At 58.9% G+C, this 20,238-nt stretch carries 23 protein-coding genes; 17 read left to right on the top strand and 6 right to left on the bottom strand.

The genetic code is table 11. The annotated features are described in order from the left end of the window. Positions 1-56: 56 nt before the first annotated feature. Genes MUM_RS0111980 through MUM_RS0111970 form a run of 3 tightly spaced genes read right to left on the bottom strand, consistent with a single transcriptional unit; the run spans position 57 to position 3,638 of the window. Positions 57-635, bottom strand: a complete 579-nt coding sequence (locus MUM_RS0111980; protein WP_010169965.1) for a cob(I)yrinic acid a,c-diamide adenosyltransferase — start codon at positions 633-635, stop codon at positions 57-59. 2 nt (positions 636-637) lie between these two features. Beyond that, on the bottom strand, positions 638-2,674 hold the full coding sequence (locus MUM_RS0111975; RefSeq protein WP_010169964.1) for a sensor histidine kinase: 2,037 nt from the start codon (positions 2,672-2,674) through the stop codon (positions 638-640). 46 nt (positions 2,675-2,720) lie between these two features. Beyond that, positions 2,721-3,638 (bottom strand): putative 2-dehydropantoate 2-reductase, encoded by a 918-nt coding sequence (locus MUM_RS0111970; RefSeq protein ID WP_010169963.1) that lies wholly within the window; start codon positions 3,636-3,638, stop codon positions 2,721-2,723. A gap of 125 nt (positions 3,639-3,763) precedes the next feature. On the opposite strand from MUM_RS0111970, the gene MUM_RS0111965 reads away from it, so the two are divergent. Then, the gene (locus tag MUM_RS0111965; protein WP_010169962.1) at positions 3,764-4,249 is read left to right on the top strand and encodes a YajQ family cyclic di-GMP-binding protein; all 486 of its coding nucleotides are present in this window, start codon (positions 3,764-3,766) and stop codon (positions 4,247-4,249) included. Between the two features lie 135 nt (positions 4,250-4,384). After that, positions 4,385-5,227 (top strand): mechanosensitive ion channel family protein, encoded by an 843-nt coding sequence (locus MUM_RS0111960; RefSeq protein ID WP_010169961.1) that lies wholly within the window; start codon positions 4,385-4,387, stop codon positions 5,225-5,227. A 191-nt stretch (positions 5,228-5,418) separates the two neighbouring features. On the opposite strand, the gene MUM_RS0111955 is transcribed toward MUM_RS0111960, so the two are convergent. Further along, positions 5,419-6,690: an OprD family porin gene (locus tag MUM_RS0111955; RefSeq protein WP_003209790.1), complete on the bottom strand. Its 1,272-nt coding sequence runs from the start codon at positions 6,688-6,690 to the stop codon at positions 5,419-5,421. A 227-nt stretch (positions 6,691-6,917) separates the two neighbouring features. Next, on the bottom strand, positions 6,918-7,310 hold the full coding sequence (locus MUM_RS0111950; protein ID WP_029615860.1) for a hypothetical protein: 393 nt from the start codon (positions 7,308-7,310) through the stop codon (positions 6,918-6,920). Between the two features lie 263 nt (positions 7,311-7,573). On the opposite strand from MUM_RS0111950, the gene MUM_RS0111945 reads away from it, so the two are divergent. Both MUM_RS0111945 and MUM_RS0111940 read left to right on the top strand, forming a co-directional pair. Beyond that, the gene (locus tag MUM_RS0111945; RefSeq protein WP_010169959.1) at positions 7,574-7,999 is read left to right on the top strand and encodes an HIT domain-containing protein; all 426 of its coding nucleotides are present in this window, start codon (positions 7,574-7,576) and stop codon (positions 7,997-7,999) included. A gap of 3 nt (positions 8,000-8,002) precedes the next feature. Further along, the gene (locus MUM_RS0111940; RefSeq protein ID WP_010169958.1) at positions 8,003-8,209 is read left to right on the top strand and encodes a SlyX family protein; all 207 of its coding nucleotides are present in this window, start codon (positions 8,003-8,005) and stop codon (positions 8,207-8,209) included. An 80-nt stretch (positions 8,210-8,289) separates the two neighbouring features. On the opposite strand, the gene MUM_RS1000000134880 is transcribed toward MUM_RS0111940, so the two are convergent. Further along, on the bottom strand, positions 8,290-8,892 hold the full coding sequence (locus MUM_RS1000000134880; protein ID WP_010169957.1) for a cold-shock protein: 603 nt from the start codon (positions 8,890-8,892) through the stop codon (positions 8,290-8,292). Positions 8,893-9,320: 428 nt separating this feature from the next. On the opposite strand from MUM_RS1000000134880, the gene MUM_RS0111930 reads away from it, so the two are divergent. The 13 genes from MUM_RS0111930 (at position 9,321) to tolB (ending at position 20,214) form a co-directional block, all read left to right on the top strand. After that, positions 9,321-9,794 (top strand): Dps family protein, encoded by a 474-nt coding sequence (locus tag MUM_RS0111930; RefSeq protein ID WP_003209800.1) that lies wholly within the window; start codon positions 9,321-9,323, stop codon positions 9,792-9,794. Positions 9,795-10,009: 215 nt separating this feature from the next. Further along, the gene (locus MUM_RS0111925) at positions 10,010-10,363 is read left to right on the top strand and encodes a ribbon-helix-helix domain-containing protein (RefSeq protein WP_029615859.1); all 354 of its coding nucleotides are present in this window, start codon (positions 10,010-10,012) and stop codon (positions 10,361-10,363) included. 218 nt (positions 10,364-10,581) lie between these two features. Next, positions 10,582-10,803 (top strand): FmdB family zinc ribbon protein, encoded by a 222-nt coding sequence (locus MUM_RS0111920; protein WP_003209804.1) that lies wholly within the window; start codon positions 10,582-10,584, stop codon positions 10,801-10,803. Between the two features lie 108 nt (positions 10,804-10,911). Next, positions 10,912-12,687: an aspartate--tRNA ligase gene (aspS, locus tag MUM_RS0111915; protein ID WP_029615858.1), complete on the top strand. Its 1,776-nt coding sequence runs from the start codon at positions 10,912-10,914 to the stop codon at positions 12,685-12,687. A gap of 151 nt (positions 12,688-12,838) precedes the next feature. After that, complete coding sequence (locus MUM_RS0111910; RefSeq protein ID WP_010169954.1) at positions 12,839-13,585, top strand: YebC/PmpR family DNA-binding transcriptional regulator; 747 nt, start codon at positions 12,839-12,841, stop codon at positions 13,583-13,585. Positions 13,586-13,764: 179 nt separating this feature from the next. Continuing rightward, the gene (gene ruvC, locus MUM_RS0111905; RefSeq protein WP_010169953.1) at positions 13,765-14,289 is read left to right on the top strand and encodes a crossover junction endodeoxyribonuclease RuvC; all 525 of its coding nucleotides are present in this window, start codon (positions 13,765-13,767) and stop codon (positions 14,287-14,289) included. Between the two features lie 115 nt (positions 14,290-14,404). After that, positions 14,405-15,016, top strand: a complete 612-nt coding sequence (gene ruvA, locus MUM_RS0111900; RefSeq protein WP_010169952.1) for a Holliday junction branch migration protein RuvA — start codon at positions 14,405-14,407, stop codon at positions 15,014-15,016. Then, complete coding sequence (gene ruvB, locus MUM_RS0111895) at positions 15,017-16,075, top strand: Holliday junction branch migration DNA helicase RuvB (RefSeq protein WP_010169951.1); 1,059 nt, start codon at positions 15,017-15,019, stop codon at positions 16,073-16,075. Positions 16,076-16,214: 139 nt separating this feature from the next. Beyond that, positions 16,215-16,670: a tol-pal system-associated acyl-CoA thioesterase gene (gene ybgC / locus MUM_RS0111890; RefSeq protein WP_010169950.1), complete on the top strand. Its 456-nt coding sequence runs from the start codon at positions 16,215-16,217 to the stop codon at positions 16,668-16,670. A 1-nt stretch (position 16,671) separates the two neighbouring features. Next, positions 16,672-17,367, top strand: coding sequence for a protein TolQ (gene tolQ / locus MUM_RS0111885; RefSeq protein ID WP_003209819.1), 696 nt, complete (start codon positions 16,672-16,674; stop codon positions 17,365-17,367). Positions 17,368-17,390: 23 nt separating this feature from the next. Beyond that, on the top strand, positions 17,391-17,843 hold the full coding sequence (gene tolR, locus MUM_RS0111880) for a protein TolR (protein WP_161635741.1): 453 nt from the start codon (positions 17,391-17,393) through the stop codon (positions 17,841-17,843). Beyond that, the gene (tolA, locus tag MUM_RS0111875) at positions 17,843-18,916 is read left to right on the top strand and encodes a cell envelope integrity protein TolA (protein WP_010169949.1); all 1,074 of its coding nucleotides are present in this window, start codon (positions 17,843-17,845) and stop codon (positions 18,914-18,916) included. The genes tolR and tolA overlap by 1 nt, the downstream gene beginning before the upstream one ends. Before the next feature lie 17 nt (positions 18,917-18,933). Beyond that, positions 18,934-20,214, top strand: coding sequence for a Tol-Pal system beta propeller repeat protein TolB (tolB, locus tag MUM_RS0111870; protein WP_032881902.1), 1,281 nt, complete (start codon positions 18,934-18,936; stop codon positions 20,212-20,214). Positions 20,215-20,238 lie beyond the last annotated feature (24 nt).

Genomic DNA, 20,238 nt, shown 5'->3' with positions numbered 1-20,238 from the left:
TTGTTGTGGCGAGGGAGCAAGCTCCCTCACCACAAGTCTCAATCAGTCAGTAAGCGTCAGTGCGGCTTCGCGGCCGCCTGCCACAAAATCTCCGCAACACCCTGACGCTTGGCAATCACTCGTGCTGCCACAAACAGCAAGTCCGACAGCCGGTTGATATACGCCAACCCTACGCCTTCCAACGGTTCCACCGCATTCAGGTGCTGACACCGCCGCTCCGCGCTGCGGGCCAGGCTACGGCACACATGAGCCTGGGCAATCAGCGCCGAACCACCCGGCAAAATGAAGTTCTCCAGCGGCCCGACCTCTTCATTCCAGCGATCAATCGCCGCTTCCAAACGGTCGACTTCCGCGGCATTCAGCGATTTGTACACCGGCATGGCCAACTCACCGCCCAGGTCGAACAGTCGATGCTGGCAGGGCGTAAGCACCTCGATCACATCCTTCAGCGCCGGGTGTTGCCCGCTCTGTTCCTCCAGGCCTGCCAACAACAGACCCAGCTGGCTGTTCAGCGCATCCACTTCGCCAATCGCCTCCACCCGTGGATGGTCCTTGGGTACGCGGCGGCCGTCGCCCAGGCCGGTTTCGCCCTTGTCACCGGTACGGGTGTAAATTTTCGACAGGCGAAAGCCCATGGTTAGCGCTCCAGTTGAGTGAGTTCGTTGGGTGGCAATTGGCTGCCGGCCAGGGGCAGGCGCAAGGTGAAGCAGGTGCCCTGGCCGAGGGTGGAATGGACTTCCATCTGCCCCTTGTGGTTGTTGGTGATGATGAAATACGAGACCGACAAGCCGAGCCCGGTGCCCTGGCCGATCTCCTTGGTGGTGAAGAACGGTTCGAAGGTGCGCTTGCGCACGTTCTCGCTCATGCCGATGCCGTTGTCCTCCACCTGGATTTCCGCCCACGGCGGGTTCAGCCGTGTACGCAGGATGATGCGCCCTGGCTCGCTGTCATCTTCGCGCTGATGAATCGCCTGGGCGGCGTTTTTCAGCAGGTTGAGCAGTACCTGTTCCAGTTCGTTGGCGGTGCCGGGCACCGGGCCCAACTGCGTGTCGAACTGGCGGATGATCGCCTGGCCCTTGAAGTCGAAGCCGACGGTGAGGTCGAAATCGTTGCCGGCAATTTCCACCGCCTGGTCAATCAGCGCCGGTAGATCGCAGGGCGCCATCTGGCGATTGCTGCGGCGGCTGAAGCTGAGCATGTGGGTGACAATTTTCGCCGCCCGGGCGCCGGCTTGCTGGATGCCGTCGAGCAACTGCGGCACTTCGCGGCTTTGCAGGTAGCGGTTCACTGTTTCCAGCTCGATGCCCACCTGTTCGGCATGCTCGAGGTTTTTTGGCAGCTCCGGCGACAGCCGGCGGCGGATGTTCTGCACGTTATGCAGGATCGCCCCCAGCGGGTTGTTGATTTCGTGGGCCATGCCGGCGGCCAGGCCGCCGACCGAGAGCATCTTCTCCGACTGCACCATCATTTCTTCCAGGGACAGGCGCTGGGTGATGTCGTCGATCCGGATTACCACACCGCGCCCGGCACCGCCCATCAGCGGGTAGAACGTCAGGGCGTAGTGCTTGGGCTCGTCATCCTTGACCCAGGTTACCCGCTCGATCCGCTCCACAGTGTGTTGCTCCACCGTGGCCTTGATCTGCGGCAGGAAGGGCTTGAGCGGCTGGAAGGCGAGGAAGATCGGCTGGTTCAGCGCCTCATCCAGACGGGTGCCGGAAAGTGCGCTGGCCTCCTGGTTCCATTGGGTGACGTAGAGCTGTTCGTCGAGGGCGATCAGCGCCGAGGGCATCGAGTCGATGATGCTGTTGAGGTAATTCTGGAACCCGGTGAGTTTTTTCTCGATCTTGCTGCGCACCTGGACTTCCAGCTCCAGCTTGCGGTTGGTATGGCGGGTTTCTTCCGCCAGGCCCTGGGCTTGATCGTAGGCGGCCTGGGAATCGTCCCGCGCGCGCTTGAGTTGCTGCTCGCGGGCTTCGATGCGCGAAAGCATGGTGTTGAAGGCTTCGGCGAGGCTGCCGATTTCGTCGTGGTTGCCGCGACCGGCGCGCAGGGCGTAGTTCTCTTCCCGGGTGACCTGGCGCGACAACTCTTCCAATTCATGGATCGGGCGGGTAATCAGGCGCTTGATCTGCCGGGCGATCACCAGCCACAGCAGCACACTGAAAATCAGGATGCCCAGGCTGGCGGTGAACGTCCCGGTGTAGAAGGCCACCGGCAGTTCGCTGCTGGCCACCAGCAGTAAATGCCCGGACGGTTGGCCGGCACGGGGAATGGTGATCACTTGATTGCTGCGAAACTCGGTGGCGCGCCAGATTTCAATCTCGCGGTAATTGTCGGGCAGGTGCAGGCGATTGGCGTGTTGCAACTGGGCCAGGCGGGTGCCTTCGCCGTCATATAGGGCGGCGGCCCGTAATGGCGAGTAGCTGGTCAGTTCATCCAGCAGGGTTTGCGCCTTGAGCGGTGAGTCCAGCGCCTCGGCCGCGAGCGACGGGTTGGACACCAGCCGACCGATGGCCTGCAAGGCCTGGGGGGCCATGCTTTCCTGGGAGATCCAGTAGGCGGCGCTGATAAAGGTCAGGTTGGCCACCAGCAACACGGTGGTCAACAAAACCAGCAGGGCCGCCAGCAGTTTCTGCCCAACCGGTAGATTTTCGAGACGCTGGCGCAGTGGCATCGAGGTTTTCGCTGCAAAGGAACAAGCAGGCAGGGTAGCGCGTGCCTCAGTCGCTGGGCAATCCGCGTGCAGACAGTCGCTGTACCAATCGCACCTGGAGTTGTTGCAGGTGCGGCAAGGTCAGTTGATGGCGAGCCGCCGCCTGGCAGGCGTAGCCGAGCAAGTAGCTGATTTCGGTGCGCCGGGCACTGATCACGTCCTGGTACATCGACGAGTAGTTGGCCGCGGTGGCCTGGATCACGCGTTCCACTTCGCTTTGCAAATCCTGCGCGGCGGCGGGTTGTCCGCAGCATTCTAGCAGGTCGGCGAGTTCGGCGCACAGGGTGGCGACTTCGCACTGATGGGCTTGCAGCTCGCCATTGCGGCATTCGTACAGCACGGTCAGCGGGTTGATCGCACAGTTCAGGGCCAGTTTGCGCCACAAGCGGGTGAGGATGTCGGTGCTCCACTCATGGGGAATGCCGGCGGCTTGCAGGTCATCCAGCCAGAGCGGCGGGGTAGGGTGGCTCGCATCCCCCAGCCAGGTATAGCCATGGCCGGCAAACACCACCCGCCAGTCGCTTTCACGAAACGCGCCTTCGGTGCTGGAGGCAAAAATACAGCGGGCTTGGGGCAGTTGGGCGGCGACCGCGTCCTGGCTGCCCAGGCCATTTTGCAGCAGGATCAGCTCGGCGTCGGGTGCCAGCCGGTGTTGAAGCTGTGCGACGGCGTCTTGGGCGTCGTAGGCTTTGCACGCCACCAGCAGGCGATGAATTGGCCCCGGACTGTCGGATGTTTCGCCGACGACCGGGTAGGTGTGGGCCACGCCTTGCTCGACCAGGGTCAGGCCGTTGGCCGCCTGATAGCTCGCCAGCCGCGCGTGGTCCCGCAGGATCAGCCGCACGGGCAGCCCGGCACGGGCCAGGCGTGTGGCCCACAGCGTGCCGAGACTGCCGGCGCCGAGGACATGCCAGGTGGTCGACATCAGTTTTTACTCCGTAAGGCTGCCCGCAGTGAACGAGGCGAAAGAACCGCTATAATGCCCGGGCATTTTAGCCCGGGCGTGCTCCATCTCTACTGAGCCGCGCCCCTTTTTATTGGAGAAATTACATGCCGTCGTTCGACGTGGTATCCGAACTGGACAAGCACGAACTCACCAACGCCGTCGAGAACGCCGTCAAGGAGTTGGATCGTCGTTATGACTTGAAGGGCAAGGGCAGCTTCGAGTTCAAGGAAAAAGACCTCACCGTCAACCTGACCGCAGAAGCCGATTTCCAGCTTGAAGCGATGATTGAGATCCTCAAGCTGTCCCTGGTCAAGCGCAAGATCGATGCACAGTGCCTTGAAATCAAGGACGCGTATGCCTCCGGCAAGCTGATGAAGCAGGAAGTCGTGTTCAAAGAGGGCATCGACAAGGAGCTGGCGAAGAAAATCGTCGCTCACGTCAAGGACGCCAAGCTCAAGGTCCAGGCCGCGATCCAGGGCGAGCAGGTGCGCATCACCGGCAAGAAGCGTGACGATTTGCAAGAGGCCATTGCTGCCTTGCGCGCCAAGGCTTTCGACATGCCGCTGCAGTTCAATAACTTCCGCGACTGAGTGCCCCCCGTTGGGAACCTGAGGGCGTTTTTGACGTCCCACGCCCAGAACCTGCAGAAACGATTGAGCCCTTCGGGGCTCATTTGTTATGTGGGCATAAATAAAGCCGTACATCCGGTAAACAGGAGAACGTAGATGGATTTGAACGCTGAAGTGGATCACTTGATCAAGACCTCGGAGTCGTGGTTACCGATGATCATGGAATATGGCAGCCGCTTTTTGCTGGCGCTGGTCACCCTGGCCATCGGTTGGTGGCTGATCAACGTCTTGACCCACCGAGTGGGGCGTTTGCTGGCACTGCGTAATGCTGACCTGGCACTGCAACACTTCATTACCAGCCTTGCGAACATTGCGCTCAAAGTCATGCTGGTGGTCAACGTGGCCTCGATGATCGGCGTGGCAACCACCTCGTTCGTTGCCGCGATCGGTGCCGCCACCCTGGCCATCGGTCTGGCATTGCAAGGCAGCCTGGCGAACTTCGCCGGAGGCGTGCTGATTCTGTTGTTCCGTCCGTTCCGCATTGGTGACTGGATCGAAGCCCAGGGCACTTCCGGTACCGTCGACAGCATCCAGATCTTTCACACCGTGTTGCGCACCGGCGACAACAAGACGGTGATCATCCCAAACGGCAGCCTGTCCAACGGCCTCATCACCAACACCAACCGTCAGCCGACCCGCAAGGTGGTGTTTGACGTGGGTGTCGACTATGAAGCCGACCTGCAGAAAGCGCGTGAAGTATTGCTGGAACTGGCCAAGGATCCACGGGTACTGGCTGATCCTGCACCGGCAGCCGTGGTTTCGACCTTGGGCGACAGTTCGATCACCGTATCCCTGCGAGTCTGGACCAAGACGTCGGATTACTGGGATGTGATGTTCATGTTCAATGAACTGGCGCGTGACCGTTTAAAAGGTGCGGGGATCGATATTCCGTTCCCGCAGCGGGTTATTCGCGTGATGCAGGAAACTGCTGCGAAGTGAGGGCGTGACTTGCGTGTCAAACTTGTCCGATGTGTCAGGTTTGATGCGTGGTGTTAAACTAGATAGTTAGCTTGCTAGTTATCCGGGTGTTGAGATTAAGTTGCAATAAAAAAGCCGCTCACTTGCGAACAAGTGAGCGGCTTTTTAGTTAGGGCCGAGGCCCTAAGTCATCGTTGTAATCAAACTGCCAATTACAAGATGTTCAGCGGGTATTGCGCGATCAGACGCAGTTCGTCGATCGACGCCGAACCGTAGTACACACCATCGCTGGAGCGATAAGTGGCTTGACGTACGCGCAGGCTCAGGTCTTTGGCCGGGCCGCTCTGGATCACGTACTTGGCTTCGATGTCGCGTTCCCACTCTTTACCGTTCGAAGTGTCGGCGGTGTTGGCGCCGGTACCTTTAACGTAGCGAGTCATGAAGCTCAGGCCTGGAACGCCGAAAGTCGCCATGTTCAGGTCGTAGCGAGCCTGGAAGGACTTCTCGTCTTCAGCGTTGAAGTCGGAACGAGCGATGGAGTTGGCAAGGAAGATCGTGCCGCCGCCGTCTACGCCGTAGCCGTAGTCACCGTCACCGCTAACCTTCTGGTAGGCCAGGGTAAAGGTGTGAGCCTGGATGGTGTACGCACCTTGCAAGCTGTAGGCACGGTTATCCAGTTTGGTGGTGCCGTCCTTCTCAGCCCGTTGCAGGCCAGCGCCATCGCTTTTGGTGCTGTAGATGTTGAAGTCGACCGCCAGGGACTGTTCATTGCTCAGCGCATGGGTCCAGTTCAGGTTGGCGTAGGTTTTCTTCCAGTAGTCTTCGGTCTTCGCGTAGTAGAGGCTGGCGCTGACTTCTGGAGTCAGGGCGTAGACGCCACCGATGAAGTCAGTTTTTGTCAGGCCCAGGCTGTCGCGGTAGGTCTGGGCTTGCGCCACGCTCGAAGTGAAGTGACCGCCTTCAAGTTTCAGGCCCTTGATCTCGTTGCTGGTCAACGAGATACCTTGTGGCAATTCAGGCAGCAGACGGCTGTCATCGGATGCGAATACAGGTGCGGTGGTGTACTGGTCGCCGATTTTCAGGACCGTATCGGAGATACGGAACTTAACTGCGCCGCCGCCTTTGGAGTAATCATCTTGAGCGCGACCGTCGGAGCCTGTTGGAAACAGGCCGGTGCCGGAACGACCCTTGCCGCTGTCCAGTTTGACGCCCAACAGACCGATCACGTCGACACCCACACCGATGGTGCCTTGGGTGAAGCCCGACTGGTACAGGCCGTTGAAGCCCAGGCCGGTTTCGTCGACGCGGCTTTTACCGGTGTCGTTGTTACGGAAGTCGCGGCTAAAGTTCAGGAGGCGAGTGTTGATGCTGAAGGTACTGTCTTCAACAAAGCCCTTGGAGTCGTCCTGAGAGGACGCCATTGCGAACTGCGAGGTGCCTGCTGAAACAGCCAGGGCGATCATGCTCCACTTCATCACGCGCATCGTGATTTGCTCCTTTGGTTTTAGGAAGAGTACTGCCGTCCCACCTATATTTTTGTCTGGGCGGCTCTTTCTTTTTTGTGTCGGCGCAAACTTATATCACGCTGACAATATTGGCGATACTTGCCCATCTATCCTTTCAGCTTCTTTACGAGCCTGTCGTAAATTGCTATGTCCATGTCGCAAATTTACAGTTCGAATGTAACCGAACTGACAACTTCAATACTGTTTTAAAACCTTGAGTTCAGGGTGGAAAAGTCACCCTTGAAAGTTTTAACACTTCCCTGAAAAGCATTGACCCGCTGTTGTTTTCTGTCGCGAAACACCTGCTTCCCGCCGGTGCTGTTGTCGACCATATGGGGGTGAATGCAACAAGCGTGCACAAACGAGTAACTGAATGTGATTTTTTCGTGAAAATTGTCAATGCCCTGTAAAAACCGCATAAGCACGGGCTTTTTACGCCGTTTGGTTTGGCCTTGACGCGCCTGCTGTACTCCTGTTCGGTGGTGCATAAAACCTGCACCAGAGCAAAACGTTACCGGTTCACCCCGTTCGGTGGGTAGTCGGCGGATCCCTTTGAGGCACAAATGGGTCATTTTGGTGCAGTTGTGCCCTTGCTGCATTTTTGCTCCAGTCCGCTGTTCGCGCCTGGAAAGCCCTCTGGCTCAGGTGCTTGAAGCCTGTCACGCGTCCTGGCTTTGACTGAATGAAGGTGCGTTGGTCATTTAGCGTAGCCGAAATATTGACCTGTCTCGAAATGGTGCGTTTTTTTTCATGGCGTCCTGTTTGGGCGCGTATTTGGCCCGGTGCATTCGCCGTGAAGCGCCGGGCATTCGCAGGTATGCTGGGCGCCTGAAACCTGACCCGCCGAACGGGAGTGACTGCTGTGTTCGCCTTAGATCCACGTCTTCAACAAGACACCTTGCCCATCGGGGATTTCCCCCTGTGCCGGCTGCTGCTGTCCAATGACTCAAATTACCCCTGGTTCATCCTGGTGCCGCGCATAGACGGTATCAGCGAAGTGTTTCAACTGGATGTCGCTGACCAGCAGCGGGTGTGGCAGGAAAGCACGGCGCTGGCGCAGTTGCTTAATGAAGGGTTTGGCGCCGACAAGATGAATATTGGTGCCCTGGGCAACGTGGTCAGCCAACTGCACGTGCATGTGATCGTGCGCAGGCGCGATGACGCCGCGTGGCCGGCGCCGGTCTGGGGCAAGCATCCGGCGAAGCCTTACAGCGACGAGCAAGTGGCGGCGATTCGTGCGCGTCTGCGCGAAATCCTGCCGGCTGACTTCACGTTCCTGGAGGCTTGAGCCATGGACCTTCAAGACCGCGTGACCGACCTGGAAAGCCGCCTGGCTTTTCAGGACGACACCATTGAGACCCTCAATGACATCCTGGTCGCCCAGCAGCGGGCGGTCGAACGCCTGCAGTTGCAGATGACTGCGCTGCTCAAGCGCCAGGAAGAAATGGGCGGCCAGTTCGAGTCGTCCGAGGAAGAGGCGCCGCCGCCTCATTATTAATGCAGGGCTGAATGCCCGGGCATAAAAAAACCGCGATGCAGCCTGGCTGCATCGCGGTTTCTTTTTTCGGGGTGCTGGAATCAGCGACGCGGCAACGCGGCGATCACATCTTCAGCTTGCAAACCCTTGTCACGGTTCATCACGGAGAACTCCACGCGCTGGCCTTCCACCAGGACGCGATGGCCTTCGCCGCGAATCGCCCGGAAGTGGACGAAGATATCGTCGCCCGAATCCCGGGAAATAAAGCCGAAGCCCTTGGAGGTGTTGAACCACTTGACCGTGCCGGTATCCCGGTTGGTCATGTCGTAGGTTTGCGACGCAGCGGCCGGGGAGGAACGGTAAAAACTGATGGCCAGATGAAGAACGATGGCGACCAGTGCTATTGCCAGGCTGAGCAGGACGGCCGGGTGGCCACCGACTTCAGGCATAGGCGCCAGCAGGGTGAGGGTTTGCACGACAACAGCCAGGACCAGCAGGGCGCTGACCAGGTTTTGCAGTTGATGACGCGGGCCTTTGTTCCAGTAAGGAATGACTGGAGCCAGTGTCAGGTTAAGAAGACCAAAGAAGGTCAGGTAGAGAGCGTCAGGTTGTTGCAGGTAAGGCAGGGTTTCTGATCGCAGGCTGGGGATAAAGGACAGCAGCAAAGCTGCGGCGCCCGTTAGCAGGTGGACGATTTTCAACATTTTGATTAACTCACGTTAAGACGGATCACGAGGAAGAGCTGACTGGCACGGTTCGCTTCTGAACAATGGGAGGCGTTGGGCACGTGCGCGGGTATCAGCCTATGTCGCTACCGCGAAAAATAACGGTGGCGACACGCTGCCTATTTAACAGCAAAGCCTGTGCCTACTCAAATCAAGCATTTCAGGCTGTTACAAGGGGCACGGCATTTCTGCGGCAAACACTTGTCCTAGACAGGTGCAGGCTTTTTCGCAGGCGTTGGGTAATTTTTCTTGCAGGGCTCGAAGCCCCGTCTGTCGCGCAGATTCGCTCTGCAAGGGGCGATTTGCCGCACGTCGTGAGGGTCAGCCGGGCTGCGCAAGGCCGGTACTCTTGCTAGAGTGGTCCTGCACCTGATCAATGAATTTTTTATCAATTGAAGGGGAAAAACATGGCAATCGATATTGGTATCAGTGAAGAAGATCGTAAATCAATCGTTGATGGACTTTCGCGGCTGCTTTCCGATACCTATGTACTTTACCTGAAGACCCACAACTTCCATTGGAACGTCACGGGCCCCATGTTTCGCACACTGCACTTGATGTTTGAAGAGCAGTACAACGAGCTGGCGCTGGCGGTGGATTCAATTGCCGAGCGGATCCGCGCCCTGGGCTTTCCGGCGCCGGGTGCTTACTCGGTGTACGCGCGACTTTCTTCAATCAAGGAAGAAGAGGGCGTGCCGAGCGCTGAAGACATGATCAAGCAGTTGGTCGAGGGCCAGGAAGCGGTTACCCGCACCGCCCGGGGCATCTTCCCGTTGTTGGATAAAGTCAGCGACGAGCCTACTGCGGACTTGCTGACCCAGCGTATGCAAGTTCATGAAAAGACCGCGTGGATGTTGCGCTCCCTGCTCGAAAACAAGTAACACCGGTTGCGGGTGGGCGTTGAACCGACGCCCCTCGCATGCCTGCTTCCCGGCGATTCCCTTCATCCTGCGAGCTTCCTGATACGCGCGTTGGCTTGTCCTACGGCGATCGGCTCCCTGTCTTCTGGCTGCACTTGTCTTCTTGATGTTTTATAGGCCCAACGGCCAACAAGAACGATTGATGGGTGGCCGTCAGGCAATGGAGTGTCAAGTGTATGTCACGCGGAGCAGGTAATGGAGTGATGGAAACGTGCGGGTTGCACAAGATAAAGGTAGATCCCTTTGCCAAGGGGTTTGATATGAACCTGGCCAGGCCATTGTCCCGATCCGTTCGGCTTAATGGTTTTTCGACGTGTTTGCGACTTGAAGAAGTCTATTGGAATATCCTCACGGAGATAGCCAGGATCAATACCTGTTCGGTCAGTGCGCTACTGTCTTACGTGGACCGCGAAGTGCACTTGCGTTATGGCGGTGTAAAGAACTTCAGCGGTCTGGTCAGGGTGGTGTGCGTGGTTCATTTATTGAAAGGACGCGTCACCGCGCCAAGTGTCCCTTTGGGCCAGGCGTGATCCTTGTGCCAGCTGCCAGCCCCGGGATTGCCCCGGGTCGGGCGCCTGGCACAAGCCTGCTGCAGCCACCTATATAAAGAGCAGCACGCCGCCACGGCTGCACAGCCTCGATTTACCAGATATAATCCCGGGCTTTGCTGCGCATGCCGGGACTTTCCCACGGGACACAGTCAGGGCAGGGCGTGGCGCAGTAATGATCTGATCGCCGAGACATCTCCATGCCCATGTACGACTATCAATGCGCTTCCTGTGGTCATCAGTTGGAAGCCATTCAAAAGATCAGCGCCGCGCCGCTGGTCGATTGCCCTGCCTGCCAGGCACCGGAGCTTAAAAAGATGTTGTCCATGCCGGGCTTTCGCCTGAGTGGCAACGGCTGGTACGAGACCGACTTCAAGACCGGTTCGAAGAAGAATCTGGCCGGCGGCGACAAAGCAGACTGAGTTGAACTCTACGCGCAGGCTCCTGCATTATCCGTCACCTGACTTAGCTGTACGGTGATGAGGCAGGCCTCCACCGAATTTCGAATTACGAGAAGCGAAACCACTATCATGATGCGCAGCCACTATTGCGGCCAACTGAACGAGACCCTGGAAGGTCAGGAAATCACCCTTTGCGGATGGGTTCACCGTCGCCGCGACCACGGCGGGGTGATCTTCCTCGATATCCGTGATCGTGATGGTCTGGCCCAGGTGGTGTTCGATCCGGACCGCGCCGAGAGCTTCGCCGCCGCCGATCGCGTGCGCAGCGAGTACGTCGTGAAGATCACCGGCAAGGTTCGCCTGCGTCCGGCCGGTGCCACCAACGCCAACATGGCGTCGGGCATGATCGAAGTGCTCGGCTACGAGCTGGAAGTGCTGAACGAGTCGGAAACCCCGCCGTTCCCGCTGAACGAGTTCTCGGACGTTGGCGAAGAAACCCGCCTGCGTTATCGCTTCCTCGACCTGCGTCGCCCGGAAATGGCCGAGAAGCTGCGTCTGCGTTCGCGCATGACCACCAGCATCCGCCGCTTCCTGGACGAGAACGGCTTCCTCGACGTCGAGACGCCGATCCTGACCCGCGCTACTCCGGAAGGCGCCCGCGACTACCTGGTGCCGAGCCGTACCCACGCCGGTTCCTTCTTCGCCTTGCCGCAGTCGCCACAGCTGTTCAAGCAGCTGCTGATGGTTGCCGGCTTCGACCGTTACTACCAGATCGCCAAATGCTTCCGTGACGAAGACCTGCGGGCCGACCGCCAGCCGGAATTCACCCAGATCGACATCGAGACCAGCTTCCTCGATGAAAAAGAGATCATGGGCATCACCGAACAAATGATCCGCAACCTGTTCAAGGAAGTGCTGGACCTGGAATTCGGCGAATTCCCGCACATGACCTTCGAAGAAGCCATGCGCCGTTACGGTTCCGACAAGCCAGACCTGCGTAACCCGCTGGAACTGGTTGACGTTGAAGACCAACTCAAAGACGTCGACTTCAAGGTGTTCAGCGGCCCGGCCAACGACCCGAAATGCCGTATTGCCGCCCTGCGTGTGCCTGGCGCTACGAGCATGCCGCGCAAGCAGATCGACGATTACACCAAGTTCGTCGGCATCTACGGTGCCAAGGGCCTGGCGTACATCAAGGTCAACGAGCGCGCCAAGGGTGTTGAAGGCCTGCAGTCGCCAATCGTCAAGAACATCCCTGAGGCCAACCTCAACGTGATCCTGGATCGTGTTGGCGCGGTCGACGGCGACATCGTGTTCTTCGGTGCCGACAAGTCCAAGATCGTCAGCGAAGCGCTGGGTGCATTGCGGATCAAGGTCGGCAACGACCTGAACCTGCTGACCTGCAAGTGGGCGCCGATGTGGGTGGTCGACTTCCCGATGTTCGAAGAGAACGACGACGGCAGCTTCAGCGCGCTGCACCACCCGTTCACCGCGCCGAAGTGCACGCCGCAAGAGCTGGAAGCCAACCCGGCTGGCGCTCTGTCCCGTGCCTACGACATGGTGCTGAACGGCACCGAGCTGGGTGGCGGTTCGATCCGTATCCATCGCAAGGAAATGCAGCAATCGGTCTTCCGCCTGCTGGGTATCGACGAAGACGAACAGCAAGAGAAGTTCGGCTTCCTGCTTGACGCACTGAAATACGGCGCGCCACCCCATGGCGGCCTGGCCTTCGGCCTGGACCGTCTGGTGATGCTGATGACCGGTGCCCAGTCGATCCGTGAAGTGATTGCCTTCCCGAAAACCCAAAGTGCTGCCGACGTCATGACGCAGGCACCGGGTGTGGTGGATGCCAAGGCACTGCGCGAGCTGCATATCCGTCTGCGCGAGACACCAAAGGCTGAGTAAGGCCGCAGCGTGAAAGCGCGATAAGGTTTTACATTGTCAGCTAAGGGCGCATCTTCGGATGCGCCTTTGCGTTACAAGGGCTGTACGTTTAAGAGGGAAGTCCCGCCTGGGGCGGGATCGACAGGTTTCTACAGAATTTCGGAGTTGTGTTATGGCTGGCCATTCCAAGTGGGCGAACATCAAGCACCGCAAAGAGCGTCAGGATGCCAAGAAAGGCAAGATTTTCACCAAGTGGATTCGCGAGCTGACGGTCGCTGCCCGCCAGGGTGGCGGTGACCCGGGCTCCAACCCGCGTCTGCGCCTGGCCCTGGACAAGGCCCTCGGCGCCAACATGAGCCGCGACATCATCGACCGCGCCGTGGCCCGTGGCGCCGGTGCGGCCGATACCGATGACATGGTCGAGTTGAGCTACGAAGGCTACGGCCCGGGTGGCGTGGCGGTGATGGTCGAGTGCATGACCGACAACCGCAACCGTACCGCGGCGGCCGTACGCCATGCGTTCAGCAAATGTGGCGGCAACCTGGGCACCGATGGTTCGGTGGCCTACCTGTTTGAGCGCAAGGGGCAGATTTCCTTCGCGCCGGGCGTTGATGAAGATGCGCTGATCGAAGCGGCGATGGAGGCCGATGCCGACGACGTGGTGACCAATGAAGACGGCTCCATCGACGTGTTTACCTCGTTCGCGGGATTTTACTCGGTGCGTAACGCCCTGGAAGCGGCCGGTTTCAAAGGTACCGATGCGGAAATCGTGATGCTGCCGACCACCAGTGCCGAACTGGACCTGGACGGCGCGCAGAAGGTGCTCAAGATGCTCGATATGCTTGAAGACCTGGATGACGTGCAGAACGTTTATTCCAACGCCGATATCCCGGAATCGGTCGCCGAACAGCTCACTTAAGGGCACTGAAGATCCAATGTGGGAGCTGTCGAGCCCCGGTGAGGCTGCGATGGCATCAACTCGGTGTGACTGATGCTCCGAGGTGCCTGCATCGCAGGCAAGCCAGCTCCCACAGGTTCTATGCTGTTACACAAACCATGTGCCTCGCGCATCCGCTTTAAACCCATCTCGCAGGCGTTATGACTCTAATCCTAGGTATCGACCCCGGTTCGCGAATCACCGGCTTTGGCGTGGTGCAACAGACCCCGCGAGGCTGCGTGTACGTGGCGTCGGGCTGTATCCGTACCGGCGCCGGCGAGTTGGCCGAGCGCTTGCAGATCGTTTATCGCGGCGTACGTGAAGTGATCCAGACCTACGGCCCGGTGACCATGGGCATTGAAAAGGTGTTCATGGCAAAAAACGCCGACTCGGCCCTGAAGCTCGGCCAGGCACGCGGTGCGGCCATCGTTGCCAGTGCCGAGGAGGGCATGGAGATCGCCGAGTACACCGCGACGCAGGTCAAGCAAGCCGTGGTCGGTACCGGTGCGGCCAATAAGGAGCAAGTGATGATGATGGTCATGCACATGCTCAAGCTCACCGCCAAGCCGCAAATCGATGCCTCCGACGCCCTGGCCATTGCCATTTGCCATGCCCATACCCGTTCCAGCCTGATGCCGCACGGTTTGGGTACGGCACGCAGTCGTGGCGGCCGGCTGCGTCTCTGATAGCATCAGCGCAATCATTCTGCGTGGGGTGCGTGAACGGCCTGTGCTGTCGGCCGGCATGCCCGCGTTATTACCGGTCAGGCCTTGATCTGAGCCGACTCTTAAGGATTCGAACGTGATTGGACGCTTGCGCGGCACCCTGGCTGAGAAACAGCCGCCGCACCTGATTCTGGATGTAAACGGGCTGGGCTATGAGCTGGAAGTGCCCATGACCACCCTCTACCGCCTACCGTCGGTCGGTGAGCCGCTGACCCTGCACACCCACCTGGTGGTGCGCGAAGACGCACAATTGCTCTATGGTTTCATTGGCAAGCGTGACCGGGATTTCTTCCGCGAACTGATCCGCCTCAATGGCGTGGGGCCGAAGCTGGCGCTGGCGCTGATGTCGAGCCTGGAGGTCGATGAATTGGTACGGTGTGTGTCGGCGCAGGATACGTCCGCGTTGACCAAGGTCCCGGGCGTCGGCAAGAAAACCGCCGAGCGTTTGCTGGTAGAACTCAAGGACCGCTTCAAGGCCTGGGAAGTCGTACCGAGCATGTTCGCCCTGGTGCCTAATCAGCCGGACGCGCCAGGTGTACCGGTGGCCAGCGCCGAAAGCGATGCAGTCAGCGCGCTGATTTCCCTGGGCTACAAGCCGCAGGAGGCGAGCAAGGCCGTGTCGGCCATCAAGGACAAGAACCTGAGCAGCGAAGACATGATCCGCCGCGCCCTGAAGGGAATGATTTAAGTGATTGAAGCTGATCGTCTGATCGCGGCCACCGGCCCGCGTGATCGTGAAGAAATCCAGGACCGGGCGATTCGTCCCCTGAGCCTTGCCGAATACATCGGCCAGCCCACCGTGCGCGAGCAGATGGAGTTGTTCATCCAGGCCGCGCGCGGGCGCAGCGAATCACTGGATCACACGTTGATCTTCGGTCCGCCGGGGCTGGGCAAGACCACCCTGGCCAACATCATCGCCCAGGAAATGGGCGTGTCGATCAAGTCCACCTCCGGCCCTGTGCTGGAGCGCCCGGGCGACCTGGCGGCGCTGCTGACCAACCTGGAACCCCACGACGTACTGTTTATCGACGAGATTCACCGGCTTTCGCCCATCGTCGAGGAAGTGCTGTACCCGGCGATGGAAGATTTCCAGCTGGACATCATGATTGGTGAGGGTCCGGCGGCCCGCTCGATCAAGCTCGACCTGCCACCGTTTACGCTGGTGGGTGCCACCACCCGTGCGGGGATGCTGACCAACCCGCTGCGAGACCGTTTCGGGATTGTTCAACGTCTAGAGTTCTATAGCACGGCGGATCTGGCCACCATCGTCAGTCGTTCGGCGAACATCCTCGGCTTGCCCCTGGACCCGGAAGGTGCGTTTGAAATCGCCCGCCGCGCCCGTGGCACGCCGCGGATCGCCAACCGTTTGCTGCGCCGTGTGCGCGACTTCGCCGAAGTGCGTGCCAAGGGCCATATCACCAAGCCCGTGGCAGACCTGGCGCTGAACCTGCTGGATGTGGACGAGCATGGCTTTGACCACCAGGACCGGCGCCTGCTATTGACCATGATCGAGAAGTTCGACGGTGGGCCGGTGGGGGTGGACAGCCTCGCTGCGGCCATCAGCGAAGAGCGGCACACGATTGAGGATGTACTGGAGCCTTACCTGATCCAGCAGGGCTACATCATGCGTACGCCGCGGGGGCGGGTGGTCACCCGGCATGCCTATCTGCACTTTGGGTTAAACATTCCGTCACGATTGGGCGAGATGCCCGTAGTAGACGAATTCCTCGATGCAGTAGACGATTAAAAAAGGCTTGGCGATTCGATTTATTCGGCGTTTGTGCTGTCCTAGTGGCTGGCGTCGTCATTCTTTCGTTAGAAATGTGCCACAGAATGAAAAACAGTTGCCTGGCCGGATTGGCAACCTGAGGAGTAAGCACTAGAGTATGCGCGCGCAAAACGGGGATCAGTCGTTCGCACATCGCTGTCGCGTTTATTACGAGGACACCGATGCTGGCGGCATCGTTTATTACGTCAATTACCTAAAGTTCATGGAGCGGGCTCGAACCGAGCGGCTACGGGAGCTGGGCTTTGCCCAATCCCAGCTGGCAGGGGAGGACCTGTTGTTTGTCGTGCATTCCAGCGAGGCGCGTTACTACGCGCCGGCGCGACTGGACGACGAACTGCTGGTCAGCGCAGAAATAACCGAATTGAACCGTGCCAGCCTGCGCTTTAAACAGCAGGTCAGGCGGGCTACGGATGCAACGCTGCTCTGTGAGGGGCAGTTCCTGGTGGCCTGTGTTCGCACCAATAGTTTGAAACCCCGGGCCATTCCCGAAACTCTACGCGCGGCCTTTGCCGGCGTGAGCGGCGCGGGTAAACATTCAGAGCAGGAGATTTAGCGTGGAACCTACCGTCGTCGACCATTCCTCCATGTGGAGCCTGGTCAGCAATGCCAGTGTCGTGGTTCAACTGGTGATGCTGGTCCTGGTAGCCGCATCGGTTACCTCTTGGGTCATGATTTTTCAGCGCAGCAACCTGCTGCGTGCCGGTCGACGTGCCCTGGAGAGCTTCGAAGAGCGCTTCTGGTCGGGTATCGACCTGTCCAAACTGTACCGCCAGGCCGGCAGCAACCCGGACCCGGATTCGGGCGTAGAACAAATCTTCCGCGCCGGCTTCAAGGAATTCTCCCGTCTGCGCCAGCAGCCAGGCGTTGACCCGGAAGCGGTCATGGAAGGCGTGGCCCGTGCCATGCGCGTCGCGATTTCCCGCGAAGAAGAAAAGCTTGAGCAAAGCTTGCCGTTCCTCGCCACCGTAGGCTCCGTGAGCCCGTACATCGGCCTGTTCGGTACCGTATGGGGCATCATGAACTCCTTCCGCGGCCTGGCCCAGGCCCAGCAAGCGACCCTGGCCACCGTGGCCCCGGGTATCGCCGAAGCGCTGATCGCCACCGCCATCGGCCTGTTCGCAGCTATTCCCGCAGTAATCGCCTACAACCGTTTTGCTGCTCGCGGCGAAACCTTGATCAGCCGTTACTACACCTTCGCCGATGAATTCCAGGCGATCCTGCACCGTAAAGTGCACACCAGCGAAGAATAAGCAGGTAATTCCCAATGGCTTTAATCGCTCGAGCTCGCAAAAAGCGCAAGCCGGTCGCCGAGATGAACGTAGTGCCTTACATCGACGTGATGCTGGTGCTGCTGGTTATCTTCATGGTGACCGCGCCGATGCTCAATCAGGGCGTGAAGGTTGATCTGCCCAAGGTTTCCAGCGAAGCCTTGCCGCAGGACAACAACACCCAGGTCCTGACCATTTCGATCAAGGCTGACAAGACCTATTACTGGAACCTTGGCAGCGAAGTCGACACTCAGAAACAGCAGGACAAGGCCATGACCTTGCCGCAGATGACTGATGCCGTGACCAAGATCATTCGCGCCGGCAACGAAGGTGGCAAGCACACCCAGGTGTTCATTCGCGGCGACAAGGTCGTCGACTACGGCTCCGTCATGGGCGCCATGGGCGGGCTGCAGAAGGCCGGAGTCGGTAATGTTGGCTTGATTACCGAGGCGCCCTGATGCACCAACAGCGAGAGCCGTCCGCCTCGGAAAGCTACTTCTGGCCTAGCGTCTGGGCAATTGCCCTGCACGTCCTGGTGTTTGGCATGCTGTTCGTCAGCTTTGCCATGACCCCGGACCTGCCGCCAGCCAAGCCGATCGTGCAGGCGACCCTGTATCAGCTGAAATCGAAAAGCCAGGCCACCACCCAGACCAATCAGAAGATTGCGGGTGAGGCCCAGAAGTCGGCTGCGCGCCAGACTGAAGTCGAGCAGATGGAACAGAAGAAGGTCGAGCAGGAAGCGGTGAAGGCTGCTGCGGAACAAAAGAAAGAAGAGGCGGCTCAAAAGGCCGAGGAATCGAAAAAGGCTGACGAGGCGAAGAAAGCTGAAGAGGCGCAAAAGGCTGATGAAGCCAAGAAAGCCGATAAAGCTGCCGAAGCCAAAAAGGCCGAAGAGAAACAATTGGCTGATATAGCCAAGAAGAAATCTGAAGAAGAAGCCAAGAAAGCTGCCGAAGAAGAGGCCAAGAAAAAGGCCGCTGAAGACGCGAAGAAAAAGATTGTCGAAGACGCGAAGAAGAAAGCCGCGGACGACGCCAAGAAGAAAGCTGAAGCTGACGAGGCGAAGAAGAAAGTCGCCGACGATGCGAAGAAGAAAGCTGCCGCCGATGCCTCCAAGAAAAAGGCCCAGGAAGCAGCACGTAAATCGACCGAAGACAAAAAGGCCCAGGCCTTGGCCGATTTGCTTTCCGACACGCCGCAGCGCCAGCAGGCCTTGGCCGATGAACGTGGTGATGAAGTCGCGGGCAGTTTCGATGACCTGATTCGTTCACGGGCAGCAGAAGGGTGGACCCGTCCTCCTTCGGCACGTAAAGGCATGACAGTAGTGCTGCAGATCGGCATGTTGCCGGACGGTACGGTGACTTCGGTCAGCGTGGCCAAGTCCAGTGGCGACGGCTCGTTCGACAGTTCGGCGGTAGCAGCGGTCAAGAACATTGGCCGGTTGACCGAGATGCAGGGAATGAAACCAAGCGACTTCGCTCCCTACCGTTCATTCAAGATGACATTCACACCTGAGGATCTAGCCTTGTGAGAAACCTTCTTCGAGGAATGCTTGTCGTTATTTGCTGCATGGCAGGGATAGCGGCGGCGGATGAAAAGAACATCCTGGTCACCAGCGGTAGCGATCGGGCCACCCCGATCGCCGTTGTGCCGTTTGGCTGGCAGGGCGGCAGCGTGCTGCCGGACGACATGGCGCAGATCATCAGTGATGACCTGCGTAACTCCGGTTACTACGCACCAATCGACAAAGGCAACATGATCAGCCAGCCGACCCAGGCCAGCGAAGTCATCTTCCGTGACTGGAAAGCGTTGAACGCCCAGTACTTGATGGTGGGCAGCATCACGCCGGCCGGCGGTCGCCTGCAGATCCAGTACGCGTTGTTCAACGTCGCGACCGAGCAGCAAGTGCTGACCGGCAGCGTATCGGGTACTACGGATCAATTGCGGGACATGGCGCACTACATCTCCGACCAGTCGTTTGAAAAACTGACCGGAATCAAGGGTGCCTTCTCGACTCGCCTGCTTTATGTAACGGCCGAGCGTTTTTCGGTAGACAACACTCGTTACACTTTGCAGCGTTCCGACTATGACGGCGCTCGCGCAGTGACGCTGCTGCAATCCCGTGAGCCGATCCTGTCGCCTCGCTTTGCACCGGATGGCAAGCGTATCGCCTACGTGTCCTTTGAACAGAAGCGTCCACGCATCTTCGTTCAGCACATCGATACCGGTCGCCGTGAGCAGATCACCAACTTTGAAGGCCTGAACGGTGCGCCAGCCTGGTCGCCGGATGGTTCGCGCCTGGCGTTCGTGCTGTCCAAGGACGGCAACCCGGACATCTACGTGATGAACATGGCCTCGCGCCAACTTAGCCGTGTTACCAGCGGCCCGGGCATCAACACCGAACCGTTCTGGGGTAAGGATGGTTCGACCATCTACTTCACCTCCGACCGTGGCGGCAAGCCGCAAGTCTACAAAACCAGCGTCAACGGCGGCGGCGCCGAACGTGTGACCTTTATTGGTAACTACAACGCTGCACCCAAGCTTTCAGCTGATGAAAAGACGTTGGTGATGATTCACCGTCAGGATGGTTTCACTAATTTCCGGGTTGCGGCCCAGGATTTGCAGCGCGGAACCGTAAAAATCCTTACAGATACCAACCTTGATGAGTCAGCCACTGTTGCGCCCAACGGCACCATGGTAATCTACGCCACCCGCCAGCAGGGCCGGGGAGTCTTGATGCTCGTGTCCATTAATGGACGCGTAAGGCTCCCGCTTCCTACCGCACAAGGCGAAGTCAGAGAACCGTCCTGGTCCCCTTACCTGAACTGACGCGGCGCTACAAAAAGAAGTACT

Origin of the sequence: Pseudomonas sp. PAMC 25886 (assembly GCF_000242655.1) — a bacterium.
Lineage (GTDB): Bacteria > Pseudomonadota > Gammaproteobacteria > Pseudomonadales > Pseudomonadaceae > Aquipseudomonas.
This window is presented reverse-complemented; position numbering and strand designations above follow the sequence as displayed.